Source organism: Chitinilyticum aquatile DSM 21506 (assembly GCF_000430805.1).
Lineage (GTDB): Bacteria > Pseudomonadota > Gammaproteobacteria > Burkholderiales > Chitinibacteraceae > Chitinilyticum > Chitinilyticum aquatile.
In genome coordinates, this window is record NZ_AUMS01000001.1 from 357264 (window position 1) to 377460 (window position 20197).

19 protein-coding genes are annotated in these 20197 nt (G+C 60.5%); 15 read left to right on the top strand and 4 right to left on the bottom strand.

Annotation, left to right across the window (positions count from 1 at the left end; all coding sequences use genetic code 11):
• Positions 1-60 precede the first annotated feature (60 nt).
• Positions 61-942, top strand: a complete 882-nt coding sequence (locus H559_RS0101790) for a mechanosensitive ion channel family protein (protein WP_081412817.1) — start codon at positions 61-63, stop codon at positions 940-942.
• Positions 943-1174: 232 nt separating this feature from the next.
• Positions 1175-2962, top strand: a complete 1788-nt coding sequence (locus tag H559_RS18375; protein ID WP_051278808.1) for a DEAD/DEAH box helicase — start codon at positions 1175-1177, stop codon at positions 2960-2962.
• A gap of 129 nt (positions 2963-3091) precedes the next feature.
• On the opposite strand, the gene rquA is transcribed toward H559_RS18375, so the two are convergent.
• Together rquA and H559_RS0101805 are read right to left on the bottom strand one after the other, a co-directional pair.
• Entirely contained in the window at positions 3092-3796 is a 705-nt protein-coding gene (gene rquA / locus H559_RS0101800; RefSeq protein ID WP_028451277.1) for a rhodoquinone biosynthesis methyltransferase RquA, read from the bottom strand.
• A gap of 269 nt (positions 3797-4065) precedes the next feature.
• The gene (locus tag H559_RS0101805; RefSeq protein WP_028451278.1) at positions 4066-5340 is read right to left on the bottom strand and encodes an ABC transporter substrate-binding protein; all 1275 of its coding nucleotides are present in this window, start codon (positions 5338-5340) and stop codon (positions 4066-4068) included.
• 50 nt (positions 5341-5390) lie between these two features.
• Between H559_RS0101805 and H559_RS22995 the strand changes: the two genes are divergently transcribed.
• Both H559_RS22995 and H559_RS21240 read left to right on the top strand, forming a co-directional pair.
• Positions 5391-5651, top strand: a complete 261-nt coding sequence (locus tag H559_RS22995) for a hypothetical protein (RefSeq protein WP_155845251.1) — start codon at positions 5391-5393, stop codon at positions 5649-5651.
• 120 nt (positions 5652-5771) lie between these two features.
• Positions 5772-6332 (top strand): DUF2799 domain-containing protein, encoded by a 561-nt coding sequence (locus H559_RS21240; protein ID WP_051278809.1) that lies wholly within the window; start codon positions 5772-5774, stop codon positions 6330-6332.
• Between the two features lie 185 nt (positions 6333-6517).
• On the opposite strand, the gene H559_RS0101820 is transcribed toward H559_RS21240, so the two are convergent.
• Both H559_RS0101820 and H559_RS0101825 read right to left on the bottom strand, forming a co-directional pair.
• Positions 6518-7759: a DEAD/DEAH box helicase gene (locus tag H559_RS0101820; protein WP_028451280.1), complete on the bottom strand. Its 1242-nt coding sequence runs from the start codon at positions 7757-7759 to the stop codon at positions 6518-6520.
• A gap of 272 nt (positions 7760-8031) precedes the next feature.
• Complete coding sequence (locus H559_RS0101825) at positions 8032-8931, bottom strand: energy-coupling factor ABC transporter permease (RefSeq protein WP_028451281.1); 900 nt, start codon at positions 8929-8931, stop codon at positions 8032-8034.
• A 375-nt stretch (positions 8932-9306) separates the two neighbouring features.
• Between H559_RS0101825 and H559_RS0101830 the strand changes: the two genes are divergently transcribed.
• From H559_RS0101830 to H559_RS0101880, 11 genes are all read left to right on the top strand, one after another.
• Positions 9307-9582 (top strand): hypothetical protein, encoded by a 276-nt coding sequence (locus H559_RS0101830; RefSeq protein ID WP_028451282.1) that lies wholly within the window; start codon positions 9307-9309, stop codon positions 9580-9582.
• Positions 9583-9620: 38 nt separating this feature from the next.
• The gene (locus H559_RS0101835) at positions 9621-11522 is read left to right on the top strand and encodes a molybdopterin oxidoreductase family protein (protein WP_028451283.1); all 1902 of its coding nucleotides are present in this window, start codon (positions 9621-9623) and stop codon (positions 11520-11522) included.
• Between the two features lie 180 nt (positions 11523-11702).
• Entirely contained in the window at positions 11703-12773 is a 1071-nt protein-coding gene (locus tag H559_RS0101840; RefSeq protein ID WP_245579316.1) for a 4Fe-4S dicluster domain-containing protein, read from the top strand.
• Positions 12773-13651 (top strand): FAD/NAD(P)-binding protein, encoded by an 879-nt coding sequence (locus tag H559_RS0101845; RefSeq protein ID WP_051278810.1) that lies wholly within the window; start codon positions 12773-12775, stop codon positions 13649-13651. The genes H559_RS0101840 and H559_RS0101845 overlap by 1 nt, the downstream gene beginning before the upstream one ends.
• Complete coding sequence (locus H559_RS0101850) at positions 13648-14136, top strand: hydrogenase maturation protease (RefSeq protein ID WP_028451286.1); 489 nt, start codon at positions 13648-13650, stop codon at positions 14134-14136. The genes H559_RS0101845 and H559_RS0101850 overlap by 4 nt, the downstream gene beginning before the upstream one ends.
• A 2-nt stretch (positions 14137-14138) precedes the next feature.
• Positions 14139-16016 carry a proton-conducting transporter transmembrane domain-containing protein gene (locus H559_RS0101855; RefSeq protein WP_028451287.1) on the top strand — a complete coding sequence of 626 codons (1878 nt, stop codon included), beginning with the start codon at positions 14139-14141 and terminating at the stop codon, positions 16014-16016.
• Positions 16017-16034: 18 nt separating this feature from the next.
• On the top strand, positions 16035-17735 hold the full coding sequence (locus H559_RS0101860; RefSeq protein ID WP_245579317.1) for a hydrogenase large subunit: 1701 nt from the start codon (positions 16035-16037) through the stop codon (positions 17733-17735).
• Positions 17732-18655: a respiratory chain complex I subunit 1 family protein gene (locus H559_RS0101865; protein ID WP_028451289.1), complete on the top strand. Its 924-nt coding sequence runs from the start codon at positions 17732-17734 to the stop codon at positions 18653-18655. The genes H559_RS0101860 and H559_RS0101865 overlap by 4 nt, the downstream gene beginning before the upstream one ends.
• A gap of 19 nt (positions 18656-18674) precedes the next feature.
• Positions 18675-19217, top strand: a complete 543-nt coding sequence (locus H559_RS0101870) for a 4Fe-4S binding protein (protein ID WP_028451290.1) — start codon at positions 18675-18677, stop codon at positions 19215-19217.
• Between the two features lie 3 nt (positions 19218-19220).
• A complete protein-coding gene (locus tag H559_RS18385; RefSeq protein ID WP_034639288.1) occupies positions 19221-19748 on the top strand; it encodes an NADH-quinone oxidoreductase subunit B family protein in 528 nt (175 codons plus the stop codon).
• Between the two features lie 15 nt (positions 19749-19763).
• Complete coding sequence (locus H559_RS0101880) at positions 19764-20168, top strand: response regulator transcription factor (protein WP_028451291.1); 405 nt, start codon at positions 19764-19766, stop codon at positions 20166-20168.
• The last annotated feature ends 29 nt before the right edge of the window (positions 20169-20197 follow it).

Below are 20197 nucleotides of genomic sequence, written 5' to 3' on the forward strand. Positions count from 1 at the left end.
CCGGGTATTATTTACCCGCCCTGCGGTGAACTACGCGGCAGGCAGGCTACACTAAGGAGAATGAACATCCCTCCTGCATTGCTTGCCATGCTGAAAAACTATCTGCCCGATTTTGTAGACAAGGCGCTCTTGCACGACCTGATCGCATCGCTGGTGCTGATCGGCCTGTTGCTGCTGCTGCGCAGCTCGGCACGTCACGCCATCCTGCGGCGCGAAGACCTGCACCCGGACGTAAAACGGCGCTGGCTGATCACCCTGCGCAACAGCGTGCTGCTGCTGCTGCTCATCGGACTCGCGCTGATCTGGGCCAACGAGATCGAGGCCGTCGCCGTGTCGATGGTGGCGATTGCCGCCGCCATCGTGATTGCCAACAAGGAACTGATCATGTGCATGCTGGGTTCGATCTATCGCACCAGCACGCACGCCTACCAGGCCGGTGACCGCATTGAGCTGCGCGGCCTGAAGGGGCAGGTGCTCGACACCTCGCTGCTGTCGACGACCCTGCTGGAATCCAGCCATGCCGGCAGCAGCAAGGGTACGGTCGGGCGTACCATCACCATTCCCAATAGCGTGCTGCTTACCGAGCCGGTGTTCAATGAAACCAAGCTCGGCAGCTATGTGATCCACACCATCCACGTGGCCCTGCCGCGCGATGCCGACTGGGAAAAAGGCGAGACGGTGCTGCTGGATGCTGCCAACCTGCTGGTCGCCACGTATCAGGAGGATCTCGAACGCCATCGCCGCGACATCGAGCAGAGTTTCGCGCTGGAAAGCCCTTCGCTCACGCCGCGCGTGCGGCTGACGCTGGATGATCATGAGACGATCACCCTGCACCTGCAGATGCCCGTCGCGCTCGGCGACCGCTCCCGCACCGAGCAGGAAATCCTGCGGCATTTTCTGCGCGAAACAAGCACAACTCAAACACGCTGCACAGAAAAATAAGATAGCTGTTGCGTTTCGCGCCACACTTTGCAATAATGCATCCGATTCCGAAGCCCGCCAGCTGCGCGGGCTTGTTTGTTTGCATCGATCCTGACCTCAGGCATGTGTCAATGACGTAGCGCACCATCGCGCTGCAGCAGATACAGCCCTTCCCGCTTTGCGGTGTGACGTGGTTGGCGCCGATGTTTATCTCGCACCTTTCGCGAGCCAACCTCCCTAATCAGGACACACCATGACGCACTCTCTCGCAGACAATGCATTTGTCGCGCTCGGCCTCGACCCCGTTCTGGCAAAAATGCTTGCCGATCAGGACATTACCGAACCCACCCCGGTTCAGGCTGCCACCATCCCCGCCCTGCTGGAAGGCAACGACGTCCTTGCGTCGGCCCAGACCGGCACCGGCAAGACCGCCGCCTTCCTGCTGCCGGCACTGCAAAAACTGATGCACCCGGCCAAGACCCAGGCTCGCGGCCCGCGCATCCTCATTCTGACCCCGACTCGCGAACTGGCCGAGCAGGTTTCCAAGGTGGCAATTTCCTTCTGCCGCCCGATTCCGCGCTGCAAGGTTGTCTGCGTGGTCGGTGGCGTACCGTATCCGGTGCAGAACCGCCAGATTTCCCAACCCTATGAAGTGCTGGTTGCCACTCCGGGCCGCCTGCAGGATCTGATGGCATCCGGCCGCATCGACTTCCGCCGTCTCGAAACCTTCATTCTGGACGAAGCCGACCGCATGCTGGACATGGGCTTCATCGAAGAAGTCGAAGCCATTGCTGCCGCGTTGCCTTCCGAACGCCAGAATGCGCTGTTCTCGGCGACCATTTCCGCATCGGTTGAAGACTTCGCCGCACCGATCCTGCGTGACCCGCAGCGCATCACCGTGGCTCCGGCCGAACGCGAGCCGATTGCCCAGGCCCTGCACTACGCCGATGGTTACGACCACAAGCTGAAGCTGGCTGCGTCTTTCCTGAAGAGCCACAGCACCCAGCAGGCCGTGATGTTCACCGCCACCAAGGCTGATGCCGACCAGGTCGCCGACTGGCTGAAGCTCGAAGGCATCCGCGCCGCCGCCATGCACGGCGATCTGCCGCAGACCGCACGCCGCCGCACGCTGGATCGCGTTCGCCGCGGTGACGTCGATGTACTCGTCGCCACCGATGTGGCCGCCCGCGGTATCGACGTGGCCGGTATCGATCTGGTGATCAACTTCGACCTGCCGCGCGCTGCGGAAGATTACATTCACCGCATTGGCCGTACCGGCCGTGCCGGTCGCACCGGTCAGGCGATTTCGCTGATCGGCCGCAACGATGCCGTGCCGCTGATCCGCATCCGCAGCACTTACAAGATCGATTTCGAAGAATTGAGCGTTGAAGGCCTCGAAGCCAACTTCCGTCCGCAGCAACGCGGTGGCAAGTCCGGTGGCGGTGCCGGTCGCGGTCGTCCTCACGGTGGCAACGGCGGTGGCCGTCGCTATGAGGGCAACGGTGGCGGTCGCCGTTTCGAAGGTAGCGGCGAAGGCCGTCGTACCGAAGGCGGCAACCGTTTCGATTCCGGCAAGCGCTTCGAAGGCGGCCAGCGTTTTGATGGTGCCAATACCCGTTTTGACGGCAGCCGCAGCGAAGGTGGCCAGCAGGAAGGCCGTCGTCAGACCGAAGGTGCAGCCCGTCACCACGAAACCCGCGGCTTTACCGATACGCACACCACCCGCAAGCCGCAAGCCGCACGTGAAGGCTATGGTGATCGTGCAGCCCGCGGCGGTGAAAACCGCTTCGATGGCAATCGCAGCGAAGGCGCGGCACGCCGCGAACACGCGCCGCGTCGTGAAGGTGGCGCAGCTCGCTTCGATGGCGGCGCCCGTCGCAGCGAAGGTGATCGTACCGCTGGTGCTGCACAAGGTCAGCGCCGTGAAGGCGGCTATGGCGCTGCCCGTCAGGGTGAAGGCCGCAGCCAGGGCCGTGAAGGTGGCGAACGCCGCCCGAGCAGCTTCGGCAGCAACAAGCCGCGCGCCCCCCGCTTCGGCTGATCGGTCCGGGCTGACCCCGCTGGCGCAAGCCGGCGGGCAATAAAAAAGGATACCTGCGGGTATCCTTTTTTATTGCCCGGGATTATTGGGCCAGCAGCGCATACATCCCGATGTATTTCATTGCCACGCTTATTTGCGGGTGACGATGACCCGCTGGTAGACGCCACCGAAGAACGTCTGCTTTTTCCACTCGAAGCGGTCGGCATCATGGGCATAGCTGCTGATCTCGCGATCCCACAGTGCCTTGGCGAACGGCTCCAGCCAGGCATTCACGCCACGCAGAATCCAGCCGACCGGATGCAGCGGATGCGGGCGGTGGTAATCGACGAACACCGCCTTTCCGTGCGCGGGCAGCTGGTCGAGGATGTTGTTCACGATCTGCTCCTTGCGGTCTTCCGGCACTTCGTGCAGCAGGAAGAAGCTGCAGATCAGGTCGTACGGCGTATCGTCGTTGTACCAGTTGGCCGCATCGGCACGGATCACGCGGCTCCAGTGCTTGCCGGCCAGCTTCTTGCTGCCGTGCTCGACCTGGATGGGAGTGACGTCGGTGAGGTGGAACACGCCGGCCGGGCCGACTTTCTCCGCAGCGCGCGCAACCAGGTCACCGTACACGTGCGCCACTTGCCACACGCGCATGCCCGGCTCGATCTCGGCCAGGTAGGATTTCATCAGCCGCTGGTCATTCCCGAACAGCAAGGTGGTCACAACGATGTTGCGATCAAGAAACTTCACCCAGTCCGGATCGACATAGGCCCAGTCATACACCTCGGTCATGTAATCGGGCACGCCCTCGTAATATGGATTCTCGGTGAGTTTGGGGTGATTTCGGGTCATGCGGCCGTCCTCGTTTTGAGATTGGTTATCAGCTTAACGCGACTATAACCTTGTTTCTTTGCGCTGCACCAAAAATCCTTACGTTTCCCCCGATTGCCAGGATATCCGGTTCGTGATGGTGCCGAAAAGACAGCAAAGCCCGCATTCCGGCATGATGGTTTGCACCACCGACCGGGCATGCGGGCCCTTGCCTTTTCACATACATTGGCAATGTATTGCTACACGACCATTACAGATTAATGGCTACATGGCAATACCCTGCCAGCGGCTTACTTCTTGACCAGACGCTTGTTCCAGTCGGTCACCGCAGCATCCAGTGCTGCCTTCGCCGATTTGCGACCGGTGATGGCCTGCTGCATTTCATCATTGAACTTGCGCATCATCGTGGTTTCATCCGGCAGCGTGCCCGGCTCCAGCGTGATGGTCTTGGCACCGGCCATCGAACCGGCCGCCACCGCACGCGCCTTCTCGACCGGGTCCTGGCTGTTGGCACCCGCCATGAAGAAAGCATCCTTCGCGGCCAGCTTGGTCGACGGGAAGGTGGTGCTGGTTGCCTTGGAGAAGGCCAGCTGGTTCGCGTCATTCGCCAGGAACATGCCCAGCTTGCCGGCCGCCTCCGGATTCTTGACGCCCTTCGGAATCACATAGGTCATCAGCCAGCCACCCCAGGCCATCTGGCCGTTGGCGACCGGGAACGGCGCAACGTCGGTTTTGGCATACACGGCCTTGGCATCAGACTGCGTGCGCTTGAGCGCCTGCGGTGCCGTGGTCATCATGGCCAGCTTGCCGGCGTTATACGCTGCGATTTCCTGCTCGAATTCCAGCTTGAACACATCGCGCGGAATCACGCCTTGCTTGTACATGTCGGCAAACTGCTGGAGCATGGCAACGTGCTGCGGCGAATTGAACACAGCCTTGCCATCCTTGATGACCGGCAGGCCGGCGTAATAGAACCAGCCCAGCATGCCGCCACCACTGCCCGGGGCCAGCTTCGGCGCGAACGCCGGAACGCCGGTTTTCTGCTTGACGGCGCGCGCCTGGCTCAGCAGCTCATCAAAGCTCTTGGGCTGACCATTTACGCCAGCCTTGGCAAAGAGTTCCTTGTTGTAGGCAATGACGGATACCGAGTTGTACCACGGGAAGGCGTAGGTCTTGCCGTTGACGGTCACATCCTTGATGGCATTGGCTTCAAACTTGGCCTTGTCGGCACCCATATAGGCATCGACCGGCAGGATGTTGCCCTGGCGGGCAAACTCATGCGTCCAGGGTACATTGAAGTTGACCAGCGCCGGAGGGGTGCCAGCTGCCAGCGCGGCAATCAGCTTGGGCTGGATCTGATCCCAGTTCATGTCGACCCAGACGGCTTCCAGCCCCGGGTTCTGCTTGTTGAAATCCGCGGTCAACGCGGTGAAGTAATCCTTGAATGCCGGTGCCATGTTCATGGTCCAGTATTCCAGGCGTTCGGCGGCGCTGGCCTGGCCTGCAGCGGCCAGTCCGATCACCGCCATGCTGCCGGCGAGTAAACTGCGTTTGAATGTGAACATTGATTGATCCCCTGTGTGTAATTGGTCGGAAAGTCACTACGACAGAGCTATTGTTCACCGATGAATGGCAGGCAGCGCGGCACTATTTCCTGCTGCATCTGGTACTTTTTCACATCGTCTTGGCCGGATTAATGCCCTTGAGCGGTAAAAATACCGGCGTCATTCGCGCAGGCAGAAATTGGGCGCCACGCAATGCAGGCCTTGCCCAGGTCGCTGGATTTCCGGCTGTAGCATTCACGGTGCAGAGCGCCAAGATGCGGCATTCAGCACACATTCAGCCGGCAATGGCCATACTGGGGAAACAGCGGTAATGCAAAGGACCTTTCAGGTAACCGCCCGCAATCAGGGTATTGCCTGTTCCCGTTTCGCCATTGCCGGCCCGAACGGCGCAATCCGCGCTTTCCCCCTCTTCTAAAAACAAGGAGCCAGCCATGAAAACCGCCCTCCTCGTCCTGTCGGCGCTGTGTCTGTCCGGCTGTGCCGCACTCACCGAGAGCGAATGCCGCGTGGGTGACTGGTATGGGCTGGGATTGCGTGACGGCCAGCAGGGACGCACTTCGCAGATTGCGGCCTATTACGAAGCCTGCCGCGATCTGGGCGTGAAACCGCTGCTGGCCGATTACAATCGCGGACGCAACCAGGGCCTGCTGGCCTACTGCACCCCGGAAAACGGCTATCGCGTCGGGCTGGCCGGCGACAGCGACAATGCCGTCTGCCCGGCCGCGCTGCAGCCGGCTTTCCAGCGCGCCCATGAGCGCGGGCGTCAGCGCTATCTGATCGTCAGCGAAATCAGCTCGCTGGAATATGAGCAGGACCGGCTGGATCGCGAACGCTGGAAACTCGAAGAGCGCATTGCCCGCGCGGATAAGGAAGACGAGCGGCGCCACCTGCTCAGCCGCCTGCGCAGCATCCAGGACGAACAGCGGCGTGACCAGCGTCGTATGGAATCGCTGCGCTACCAGCTCGACAACCTGCAATACTATGCCGAGTGATGATTTACATAGGTATTGGCCTACAACCTTTTTATTAAAAAGGCTACAGGTCAATACATAGGCAAGTTTATTTGCAAACCTGGCAAACAATGCTCCCCAAACTGGTAAGCAACACGCAGACCTGATCCACCCGATCTGGCCGTGAGGTGCACCTGACGAAGGACGTTTCCGGACTGACGGCTGATTTACTGCCCGTTCCCGGGATCATCGCTTTCCGCTGCAGCAGCCGCCGCTGCACGCAATTTGTCCTTTTTGCTCATGCGCGCGCCCTTGACGCCACCGGTATTGGCCACGGCCAGCGGCACTGCCACCGGCTCGAAACCGGCGATCTGCTCGCGCGGCACGCGCATGCTCAGCCGGTTTTCGATCAGGCGGAAATGCGCTTCGCAACCGGTGCCGATCAGGCTGATCGCCGTGCCGCTCAAACCGGCACGTGCGGTACGGCCGATGCGGTGCGTGTAGTCGACCGGCGAACGGGGCAGATCGTAATTCACCACCAGCGGCAAGCCATCAATATCAATGCCGCGACCAGCCAGATCAGTCGCCACCAGCACCCGCAGCTTGCCCGCCTTGAAACCATCGAGCACCTGATTGCGCCGACCCTGGCTCAGCTCGCCATGAAATGGCGCAGCCGGTGCCCCTGCGGCAGAAAGCTCACGCGCCAGCTGCTCGCAGCCCTGCTTGCTCGCTGCAAACACCAGGGCTCGCGCATCACCGGCATCTGCCAGCAGCTGCAGCAGCAAGGCGGTACGGCGCGCCGTATCGACATTGATCGCGCGCTGCCGGATTTGCGGTCTCGTTTCCGGCGCGGATGCAATCTCGATACATGCCGGCTCCCGCAGCAGACCTTGCGCGAGCAGGTTCACCGCTGGCGGAAAGGTCGCCGAAAACAGCAGGCTTTGCCGGTGCGCCGGCAGCAAATCCAGGATCGCCGCCAGTTCGGCACTGAACCCCAAATCCAGCAGCCGGTCGGCTTCGTCAAGCACCAGCGTGGAAAACGTTGCGGCACGCACGGCATTCTTGCCGATCAGGTCAAGCAGGCGGCCCGGCGTTGCCACCAGCACATCAACCACGCCACGCAAATCCTGCATCTGCGCATTGACCGATGCACCACCGTACACCGCGCGAACCTTGGGTTTTCGCGACAGGGCACTGGCCAGCTGCACAAAGGTATCAGCGACCTGCATGGCCAGCTCGCGCGTGGGCACCAGCACCAGAACACGTTCGCCCTGCTCCTGCCAGCGCTGCAGCAAAGGCAGTGCAAACGCCCCTGTTTTGCCGGAGCCAGTCTGCGCGCAAGCACGCACATCAGCGCCGCGCAGAACCAGCGGAACCACGGCAGACTGTATGGGTGTGGGCGCAAGCCAGGCTTGCAGGCTGGCCGCAGTGGCCAGTTCGGGCGCAAGGCCCAGTGAGAGAAACGACATGGATCAACCTGAGCAGCGGAATGGGCGACCGTGCAGATCACTGAGAGATCTGCACGGCACGGCTGCGCAGTATAGGCGGCGGGCTGCGATATGTCGCCACGAACTGCCGAGGCTCATCGGGAGGTAGGAAAAGCAGGCAGTCCCTTATCACTCCCAATGGCCGCGGTCGGGCAAGCGCTCAAAGCATCACATGCCAGGCCCTGCCTCCTGCGATGCAGTACCCTGCCTGAATGGCAGGCTATCCATCGAGCACAGAATACGCCCAGCGCAATTCAGCCGGCAGATGCTGGAGCAGTGAGTCGAAGCAAACCGGCCAGCAGCACTCCGGCAGCAGCAACAAGCATTACCCCCGCAAGCCCTGCCAGAGCGGTCGAGAGGCTGGAATCACCCAGCGCTGGCACGGCATAGTCGGCCAGCGGTGCGACAAACAGCGGAGCACCTTCTTTCAGGAAGCCGTATTGCTGAGCGACCCATTCCAGCCCGTCAGGATGACTGCTGGCAAAGGGGCTGAGCAGCGCAGCGATCAGCAATGCGCCCAGAAGCGGGACCGCTACATCCATTCGGCCGGACGTGCTGCGCGCACTACTCAGTGCAGTAACCAGAACCAGCGTAATCAGGGCTTCGCCCACACCAATGAGGGCATGTACACCCAGCATCGCCGGCAGCACCTTGCCGGCAGTGATGGTGCCGCTGAATGCGAGTTCGATGCTGCAGGCCGAGGCTGCCAGCATGATCGAAGTCCAGCCTGCCAGCAGCAGCGCAAGGCTACGGTGCATGCCGCGCTGCGCCAGATATCTGTTCAGCAAGCCGCCCGCGCCTGCGCCGAGCAGGGCCATGTTGAATACATTGGCGCCCAGCACAAGCAGACCGCCGTCGGCAAACACCAGGGACTGCACCGTCACGACCAGCGCCAGCGCCAGCACGCCAAAGGGTACACCCAGGAGTGCCGCGGCCAGTACGCCACCGAGCAAGTGGCCCGATGTTCCATCCTGCACAGGGAAGTTGATCATCTGCGCGGCAAAAATCAGGGCAGAAACCGCCGCAAAGCGCAGTGCTCCCGGCTTGTCGGGCGACCTCATCGCTGCACGGCTAGCCAGCGCGATGCCTGCGACAGCGACGGTCGCACTGAGGGGACAGATGCTGCCATTAAGCATTTCATTTGGAATGTGCATCGATAATTCTCCGGAGAGCCGATCAGGGTGTTTCCATTTTTATCGTTCAGCCGTGCGGGCTGTTTGACCTCGCGCAACGTTAGCACCAAACGGAGCGTTAAACTTCTTTACAAAAGGCAAGCAGCGGAAAAAATCAGTAACACCCTGTCATGGGGCAAAGCCGCGTTTGCAAAAAAGAAAGACAGTGAGAAGAGCGCAAAATGCTGTACGACGGGGAAATGAGCCAGCCGGATACGATTGCCGGCGACCAATAAATGGCCAGGGTCCTGTTCGGGTGATTGCCACCCCTCTGGTTTAGCAGAGGTGTATCAATTCCGCGACGCTTTTCCTGCTGCGCAACATCTTGATCAATTGGCATTTTTCAGGAGTTGATTCATGCGGGGGAATCAGGAAAAGCGGCGCGTCAACGCTTGCATGCGCCGCTGCATTGCAACAGAAGGGGCTGCCTGGCCGGTCGATACCGGTGCATCCCATCAGTCTGCATTTGCGCCCGCACTCTCCAGCCTGGAGTTCCTGCCCGGAGTCTTCCGGGCGGCCACCACTTCATTCATCTGGCTGCGCCGATCAATCGGCATCCGCTGCGATGCACTCACCAAAAACAATTCCGAAGGCGGCGATTTTTCGTCCGCCTTTTTTTATTTCCGGCAATGACTCTGCGTGATGCAAAAGGCTCGTGACTTATGCAACTCATGAACTATAAGACGTGCGTGTGCAATCTATGCGGCACAGGGTGCGGACAGTTTCTGAAGACGGATGGCAGGCAAGTCTTCGGCGTGGCTCCGCTCATCGCTCACCCGGTCAGCAAGGGCAAGCTCTGCATTCGCGGCTGGCATGCCAACGAACTGCTGAACACGAACGAACGGATCACGCAGCCAATGATCCGCGAGAACGGCCAGCTGCGACCGGCAAGTTATGAAGAAGCGATCGCCCTTGTTGCCAGCCGAATGCAGCAATTTGATGGCGCAAAGGGTGAGATCGGCATTCTCGCCTCGGCACGTTCTTCCAATGAAGATGGCTACACGCTGGGGCGGCTGGCGCATGAAGTGTTCGGCACCCGCCTGCAGGGCATCGGTGCCGAAGCCGGCCACCGCAAGAGCATGGCATCACTCGAGCATGCATTCGGTTACCCCGGCGCTCATGGCAGCCTGACCAGCATCGACCATGCTGACTATATCCTGGTGGTCGGCACCGACATCACGCGGCAAAACCCGATCATCGGCGGCAATATCCACGCGGCCCAGCGCCGTGGCGCGCGTGTGGTGACGCTATCAAGCTCACGCACGCAGATTGCCAAGCTCTCGACCAAACACTTCCAGCAAAAGCCTGGCACCAAGGGACTGCTGGTCAATGCGCTGGCCAAGGCGCTGCTGGGTATCCGCACCGCCAATCGCGAGCGCAAGGCCAACATCGACCAGATGCCGGGTTACTCCGACTACGTCGCCTCGCTGCGCAGCATTTCGTCGGTGGCACTGGAGCGTGCCAGCGGCATCCGCTACGAGGAAATCGAGGAAGAAGCCAAATATCTGGAACAGGCCAAATCCATTGTCATCCTGTTCTCCAGCGGCATTTCCGGGCTGGATCGCCCGACAATTGACGCCATCACCAATCTGGCTCTGCTGACCGATCGCATGGACCACGAGCATTCCGCCGTCATTCCGGTGGCCGGCATCAGCAATCTGCAGGGCAGCTTCGACATGGGCGTGTCCGGCGAGCCCGGCAACAGCGTTTTCAAGGCGCTCGCCAGCCCCGATTCAGCCATTCGCGCGCTGTTCGTGATCGACCACGATGACGGCATCATCCGCGACAGGGAACGCATCGCCAGCCTGGATTTCGTCGTGTATTCCTGTGCGTACAAGAGCGCCTTCATGGATCTGGCGCATGTGGTCTTCCCGCTGCCGGCGTTCAATGAAACCGACGGCACCTACACCGCCTCGGACCGCCGCGTACAGATTACCCGCAAGAATGTCGACAACCCGCATAAGGTGCTGCCTGGCTGGGCGCTCTTCCAGAAAATCGCCGCTGCTGCAGGGCATCAATGGGGGTATGCAAATGCAGCCGATGTCTTTATTGAGCTGGCAAACAATACCCCTGGTTATGCTGGCTTGAGCCATCAGCAGCTCAGCCAGGGTTTCGGTCAGCACTGGAATCCCCAAGCCTTTCCGAATTCGCGCAGGCGCAAATTTAACGCGATCAACATCGAATACTGGGAATCACCGACGACCCCCGAATTCCCCTTCGCGCTGATGATCGGCAAGGCGCAGCACTACTGGCACCAGAACAACCTGATGCGCAAGACGATCGTGCCGCGCCGCGAGTATGACCAGACGTTGTGGCTCTACCCGCACGGCTATATCGAGATTTCGCCCGACGACGCCACGCGCCTGAAAGTAAAGGACAAGTGGCTGGTCAATGTGCGCTCCAGCATCGGCACGCACATGAAGATCGCCGTGAAGATCTCGCCCGATGTACAGAGCGGTACCGCCTACATCCCCTACTTCATCAAGAACATGATTTCCGACTTCCTGCTGCCGTATGAAAACGCCTATGCAGCTGGCGAGGAAAGCGTGATTCCGATCCAGATCCAAGAATAACGGGGGCATCAGACGCGATGGCGACAACTCCAGTGGCAGCAAGCGCCAGGCCTAGCCTGCCGCAACACGGCTGCATGCCAATCAACGGCTTTTTGTTTGCAATGCATTTTTCCCGGCCGAGCCGGGAAAAACGGAACGCAGACTGTCTTTTGACAGCCTGCTAAGGCGAGGAACCTCTCCATGTCCATGTACATCCTGTCCTCAGACGAAATCAGCCAGCTGGTCACCGAACTGCAGGCAAGCTATGCCGTCTACGGCCCGCAGGTCGAGCCGCAGACCCGGCAGGTTTTCTTTGACCTGATCAACGATGCGACTGCGCTTGATCTCGAAGCGCCGATTCCATCGATGCCGGTCAAGGAAATCCTGTTCCCGCAGATGGAACGCATCCTGAAATACAAGTACGACGCCGAAACACAGAGCGTCGAGATGGCCCGGCAGTATTTCGAACAGCCCAAAGTGCTGTTCGGCTTGCGGCCATGCGATCTGGCCGGCATCCAGGCGCTCGACCGCTTTTTCCTTGGCCAGGAATTCGTCGACGACGTCTACCTCACCCATCGTCGCCAGTGCCTGCTGATCAGCAATACCTGTCTGCATCCCTTCCCGCAGTGCTTCTGCGTCTGTACGCACTCGGGGCCGGATGCCGATGAAGGCTTCGATCTTGACCTGACCAAACTGGCAGACGGTTACCTGGTGAAAGTAGGCAGCGAAAAAGGCCGGGCACTGGCCGACGCCCACAACTGGACGCCAGCCAAGCCACAACAGCTGAGCGAACAGAAAGCGGTCGTCGACAAGTGCATCGACCTGTTCCCGGACATGGCCACCGACAACAAGGCCTGGGTCTCACGCGTGATGAACCGCATCACCACCGGCTTCATCAAAAGCGAAACCTGGGAATACATCGGCGACCAGTGTCTCGAATGCGGTGCCTGTTCCTTCGTTTGTCCGACCTGTAGCTGCTTCAACATCGAAGACGCCCAGACGGAATGCGGCGAATGCGAGCGTCTGCGCACGCGCGACTCCTGTTCCTTCGAAGGCTATGCCCGCATGGCCGGTGACCACAACCCGCGCCAGCCAGTGGAAGACCGTCGCAACAAGCGTTTCTTCTGCAAGTTGTCCTATTCCCAGTCGAAAAAATACCTGCGCCCCGGCTGCGTCGGCTGCGGCCGCTGCCAGTGGGTCTGCCCAGGCGACATCGGCCTGCCGAACGTCGTGCAGTACATCCGCAGAGAGATCACCGGAGGAGAAGCCTGATGTCCAATTGTCACGGCAATCACGAGCACGGCAACTGCAAGACCACCGGCCTGTGCCCGATTGTGACCTTCCCCGAAGTGGTGAACATTGACGAGATTCGCGATGAAATCCCCGAGGTGAAGACCTTCTACCTGTCCTTTCCCAACAAGGACGTCGAGCGCGAATTCCGCATCAGATCGGGGCAGTTCATCATGTGCACCGTATTTGGTGCCGGGGAATTTGCAGTTTCGCTGCCGCCCAGCCCTGAAAACGACCGTTTCCACATCTCGGTACGCGCTGTAGGCAAGGTCACCCACGCGCTGCATGCCCTCAAGCCCGGCGACAAGCTCGGCGTGCGCGGCCCGTTTGGCAACGGCTTCCCCTTTGACGAGATCAAGGGCAAGAACATCATCTACGTGGCCGGCGGTATCGGCCTGATTCCGCTCCGAAGCTCCATCGTGCATGCGCTGCAGCACCGCGAAGACTTCGGCCGCATCATCCTCTTGTACGGTGCTCGCAGCAGCAAGGACCTGATGTACCAGCCGGACATCAAGGTGTGGCAGGAAAACGCCGGCTTCGAGACCTTCATCACCATCGACCGCGCAGAAGAAGGCTGGCATGGCGAAACAGGCTATGTGAACCAGCTGATCGAAAAAGCCAAGGTGCCGGTCGACAATAGCGTGGCCTTCGTCTGCGGCCCGCCGGTCATGTTCAACAGCGTGATCGGTGAATTCCTGAAGCGCGGCATGAGCGAGGACGCGATCATCTCGACACTGGAGCGGCAGATGAAATGCGGCATCGGCAAATGCCAGCACTGCGCGGTGGGGAGAACACTCGTCTGTACTGACGGGCCCGTTTACACCTATCGGCAGATCAAGACACTGGGCGAACAGATATGAGCTTCGCTTCTGAACTTGCGGATATTCTCGCCACCCCCACCAGCATCGTCGGCATCGGCAATGCCCTGCGCAGCGATGATGCCGTCGGCTGTTACATCGCCGAACGGCTGGAGGCCTCGCTGCCTGCACACAGCCCCCACCGGGTGATCAACGCCGAGGATGTGATCGAGAACCATGTTTTCCGCCTCGCCGACAGCGCGCCTGAGCACGTGCTGCTCATCGACGCCATTCAGGGCAGCGGCCAGGCTCCGGGTTCGCTGGTGCTCGGCCGGCTGGCCGAGCTTGAAACCGGTGGTGGCTATTCAACCCACAAACTGGCGCTGACCATGGCCGGCGATTTGCTTGAGCGTCACGGCAAGCAGGTTTACCTGCTCGGCGTAGCCGCTGAGAACATCGATTTCGGGATGAGCATGAGCAAGGAAATACAGACCAGTGCCGACGCGGTGATCGATATGCTCGCCGGGCATGCAGGAAGGAGTCATTAAAAATGGACCACAGTATCTACACCAGCCTGCAGACCGGCATCCTGCTGCTGCTGGCCTCGGCGCTCATCACGCCCCTGCTGGCGGGCAAGCGCAAATGGGCGGGCAGCCTGAATTTCCTCGCCACACTTGCCGCCGCAGTCGTTTTCACCGGCATTGCCGTCAAGGTACTCGGCGGCAGTGCGGCACCGGCGACGTTTGACCTGCACGTGGATCTGGTATGGGGCAGCCTGGCAATCCCGCTGATGATTGACGGTTTTTCGGCTGTATTCATGGTGCTGATTTCATCCGTCGCTGCGGTGACCGCGTTCTACTGCATCGATTACATGGAGATGGATCACTATCGCCATTACAGCCTGCGCAGCTTCTTCTTCTGCTATCCGGTCTTCATCGCCGGCATGATCGCGCTGGTGACGGTTGATGACCTTACCACCGGCTTTACGATTGCGTGGCAGATGATGACCATCGCGTCCTTCTTCCTGATCCGTTTCGATTACAGGGATGAAGTGATTGTCCGCAGCGCGAACAAATACCTGATCCTGATGGAACTCGCCTGGGCTGCGGTGCTGGCCGCGGGGCTGATGCTGCCGGGCTGTACCTGGGGGACGCCGCTGCACCAGATTGCGGAGCATCTGGGCATGGCCGATGCAGGCCTGCGCACACTGGTACTCACGCTCACGCTGCTGGGCTTCGGCATGAAGGCCGGTATGTTCCCACTGGGCCAGCTCTGGCTGCCTGATGCCCACTCGGTTGCTCCCTCGCCGATCAGTGCCCTGCTGTCAGGTGTGATGCTCAAAACCGGCATCTACGGCATGATCCGCACGCTGTTCTGGATGATGCCCGACACCCTGCCGGCACAGGAAGTGCAGTACTGGGGGCTGGTGGTTGCGATCATTGGCGTGGTCACACTCTTCATCGGGACATCCCAGTCACTCAAGCAGGTCGATGCCAAGCGCCTGAATGCCTACAGCTCGATCGGCCAGATCGGCTACATCATTCTGGCTGTCGGTGCTGCGCGCTACTACCTCGGCGCCAATGCCGCACTGCATGCGCTGGCACTGCTGGCCATCCTCGGTGCCTTCCTGCATGTGCTCAATCACGCCATCTTCAAGAGCCTGCTGTTCCTCTGCGTAGGCAGCGTGCAGTTCACTACCGGCACCAAGGACCTGGACAAGCTGGGCGGTCTTTTCGCGCTGATGCCCGTCACTGCCATCATTGCCGGCATTGCCGCGATAGCAGTCTCCGGCGTGCCGGCCTTCTCGGGCTTCACCAGCAAGTGGGCCATCGTCGGCTCGACGCTGCTCTCCGGCAAAACCGCCGGCATCTTCGTGATCTTCGGCGTGATTGCACTGGTGACCAGCGCGATGACACTGGCCACCTACGTGAAACTCTACGGCATGACCTTTACCTCGGTCGGCGTCGAGTGGAACGACAAGAACAATGTGCACGAAGTCAGCAAGGTGATGCTGGCGCCCAAGCTGGTACTGGCGGCCGTCTGCCTGGTGCAGGGCTTCTTCCCCTGGCTTTTCGTCGCACTGTTCGGTCGCGTGCTCGCCACTTCGGAAGGCGTGCTGACGCAGACACTGGGGACACCCGAAGTGCTCGCTTCGCTGTCGCAAAACTATGCCGGCGTGAGCTTTGCTGCTGCCAATGGGTCACCTGTCGCCTTCTCCCTGCCGCTGGTGATGATCGCCATGCTGGTGGTGGCGCTGCTCGCCGCACTGTGGCTGCGCCGCGCCGGTGGCGCAGAAGAGCGCACCGCACCCGTGTGGCTGTGCGGCTACCAGACGCTGAACAATGCCAACCGTTACCTAAGCAGTCACATCTTCGACGCCTTCAAGAAGTTCATGAAATGGACTGGCGGCAATGTGCGCGGCGCCTGATTTTCCGGAGTTACCACCATGTCGATAAGAAAAGAACTGGAAGCCAAACTGATCGCCCGCCTGCGTGACGATGTGGTGTGCGTCGAGAAAACTGACGAACGCACCATCTACATCGATGTCAAGCGCGCCGGCTTTCGCGAAGCAAGCCAGATCATCACCGCCTCCGGCGCCCGCTACCTGTGCAGCATCGGCTATGACAACATCGAGCGCGACGGCACGCTGGCGATGGTGCACACCTATGCACTGGACGACAGCAACCGCTTTGTCTGCTGCCGCGCCTCGGCCCCCGTTGATGATCCGGTGCTCGAATCCATCACGCCCGACCTGCCGTCTGCCGGCTGGTCGGAGCGCGAAGTCACCGACCTGCTGGGGCTGCGCTTTGCCGGTCACCCGAAGCCGAAAAAGCTGGTACTGGCGGACGACTGGCCCGAAGGCATCTACCCGCTCCGAAAGGAAGTACCGCACGATTTCGTGCCGCAAGGTGCCGAAGACGTCGCCTACCAGCTCGACGAAGCACCACCGGGAACCAAGATTGTTCCGGTCGGGCCATTTCACCCCAGCCTGCACGAGCCCGAGCACTTTGCCGTGTATGTCGATGGTGAAACCATCAAGGGCTGTGACTACCGCGGCTTCATGACGCACCGCGGCATCGAAAAACTGTGCCAGACGCAGGTCAGCTACAACGAAGTTCCCTTCATTGCCGAGCGCATCTGCGGCATCTGCGGCTCGGTGCATGCCACCGCGTTTTCACAGGCAGTGGAATCCGCCGCTGGCCTCATCATCCCGCGCCGCGCCGAGTTCATCCGCACGATGATGCTGGAAATCGAGCGCATTCACTCGAATCTCTTGTGGCTCGGCGTGGCCGGCCACCTGATCGGCTTTGACACCGTGTTCATGCAGGCATGGCGCGTGCGCGAACAGATCATGTGGCTGTGCGAGCGCCTGACCGGCAACCGCAAGACCTACGGCATGATTCTGGTCGGCGGTGTACGCCGTGACATCACGCCGGATATCGCGGAAGACATCCTGAATGTGGTCAAGAAGATCGAAGATGAACTCACGGTCATCTATCGCGCCATCGAAAAAGACACCTCGATCCACAAGCGCACCAAGGGCGTGGGCACCATCACCAGACAACAGGCCATCGACTGGAACCTGATCGGGCCGGTCGCGCGAGCCCGTGGTGTGGATATCGACGCGCGCCGGGATCACCCCTATGCGGCCTACGACGAAATGAAGTTCGAAGTGCCGGTGCTCGATGGCTGCGATGTCTGGTCCACGCTGGTGGTTCGCGTGGTAGAGACCTTCGAGGCGATCAAGATCATCCGTCAGTGTCTGGACAAGATGCCGGGCGGCGAAATCTTCGTCGAAATGAAGGACAAGATTCCCGCCCAGCGCCATGCCATCACGGTTGTCGAAGCACCGCGCGGCGAGTCGGTGCATTACGTGGTCACTGGCGAAGACAATCGCCCGGAACGCTGGCGCGTGCGTGCCCCCACATTTACCAACCTGCAGGCCGTGCCACTGATGCTGCTGGATGAACAGTTCGGCGATTTCCCCATCATCATGGGCAGCATCGACCCCTGCTTCTCGTGCACGGATCGTGTGGCGGTGGTTGATCTGCAAACCGGCAAATCCAGCTCGATCTCCAAGGCGGAACTGGACGTCATGTCGAGAAAACGCCTGCAGGGAAATCAACTTCAACAGGTGCAAAAATGAGCCAATTTACTGAGATCGCCATCGGCATTGCGCAGGTCTTCGGCAATCTGCTGCTGTTCCTAGTGATTGCCCCCTTTCTGGACGGCGTCGTGCGCCGGGTCATGGCTCGCGTGCAAAGCCGCCAGGGGCCGCCGCTCGCGCAGTCCTACTACGATGTGCTGAAACTGCTGGGCAAGGAAAACATCGACTCTGCCGGCATCCTCCCGTTCAGACTCGCCCCGCTGGTGGCGTTCGCGTCCATCCTGTGCGTGATTGCCATCCTGCCGGTCGCCGGCCGTGCGACGGCGCTGACGCCCTATGCCGACGCCATCTCGCTGGTCTATCTGCTCACGCTAGGCGGCGTGGCCGTGCTGCTGGGCGCGTTTGCCAGCAAGAACATCTACGCACTGATCGGCGCCAGCCGTGAAATGACGACGATGATCATGGTTGAGCCGATCCTTTTCATGGTGCTGCTGCTGGGTGTACTGAAAACCGGCAGTCTCGACCTCACCGCCGTCATCTACGGCACGCCGATGGCGGCGTTTGGTGTGCCCGGGGTGGTAATGATCGCGGTCAGCCTCTTCGGCCTGCAGGCCTTTGTTGCCCGCCAGCCGTTCGATATCGCCGAGGCCGAACAGGAACTGCTGGGTGGGCCCTTCATCGAGTACAGCGGCCCGAACTACGCGCTCTTCAAGTACTACATGATGCTCAAGCAGATGTTTTACGCCTATCTGCCGATCGCCATGTTCGTACCGCTGCTGGGGTCCGGTTTCTATCTGGTCGATCTGGCGCTGCAGATGGTGCTGACGGTAGTCGTGTTCCTGCTGATCGGGCTCTTGTCCGCCACGCATCCGCGCTACCGCATTGACCAGGCCATCCGTTATTTCGGCGTTCTTTTCGTCATCGCACTGGCCGCCATCGGCGCTGCCGTGATTTTCTGACCCGGCAAAGGAGAAAGCCATGTGGATTACCAGCAAAATCAAGCAGCTCCTGATGGTGATGAAGCCGGGTGTGGTCACGCTCGATTACCCGAACGAGCGCCCGCCCGTGCCCGCCAACCTGCGCGGCCAGCCGGTATTTGATCACCAGAAATGCATAGGCTGTGGCGGCTGTTCGGATCACTGTCCGGCGCGCTGCATTCTGGTGCGCGACGTGTGCCAGGAATTGCGCGTGATGCTGTATGACGGCTCGCGCTGTACCTATTGCGGTCGTTGCGCCGACATCTGCCCGGAAAAAGCGATCACAATGAGCAACAGCTTCGAGATTGCCTGCGACCAGAAGGAAGACATCACCACGCGCATGGAGCTCTTCATGATGACCTGCCAGCGCTGCGGGCGCTGCTACGAGATGGAAAAGACCAACGCCATCGACCGCATCAACCTGAAGGGCTTCCGCTACGACAACCTGGAACAGCGCGCACTGGTTCGCAAGACCAGCGAAACCTTCGATCCCGCGCTGCTGAAGGAATCCGACAACTACCAGCGCCCGAGCGACAAGGAGTAAATCATGTTGAAAAATCTCTGCAAACGCATGTTCGGGAAATCAATCTGGGTTTATCACTGCAACACCGGCGCGTGCAACGGCTGTGACATCGAAATCCTGAACATCCTCACGCCGTTCTACGACGTCGAGCGCTTCGGCATCAAGCTGGTGGCCTCGCCGCGGCACGCCGATGCCATGCTGATTTCCGGCGCGGTCACCCGCCCGACACTGCCGCTGGTCAAGCGCGCCTACGAGGCGATTCCGAACCCGAAACTGGTGTTCGCCATCGGCTCGTGCGCCACCGGTGGCGGCGCGTGGTTTGATACTTACAACGTCACCGGCGGTGCCGATAAAGTGTTGCCGGTGAATTATTACATCCCCGGCTGCCCGCCCCGTCCCGAGGCGATTCTGTATGGCGTGGCGCTGGCACTCGGCCTCGTCGACAAGCAGGCCGCGCCGGTGGAACTCAAGCAGATGGAATTCCCCATCGACATGTACGAGCGCAACGAAGCCTGGGAAAAGCGCAACGTCATTTACGAACTGCTGAAGTAAGACGGGGCCTGGACCATGACCAAGAAAATCCTGCTGATCGACAACGACGCGGCGCTGTGCGAACAGCTCGCGGCCCAACTCGCCGGGCACGGCTTTGACGTGAAATGCGCGAATTCGGCGGTAGCCGGCCGCAAGCTGGCGCTGGCAGAAAAGCCCGACGCCATCGTAACGGAAGCCATGCTGGAGACCGACACCGCCGGCTTCGAGCTGGTCTACCAGATCCGCGACGAGCGCCCGGATTCACGCTACCGCGAGATCCGCCACACGCCCATCCTGCTGCTCACCGGCATCGACCAGAATACCCACTTCCGCTTTTCACTGAATGAAAAGCAGAGCTACCTGCCACCGATTGCCGGCATGCTGAGCAAACCGGTGCAGCTGGATACGCTGCTGGACAAGTTGCAGGAAATGGTGGGGTAAAACGAATCAGGCCGGCGCAAGCCGGCCTG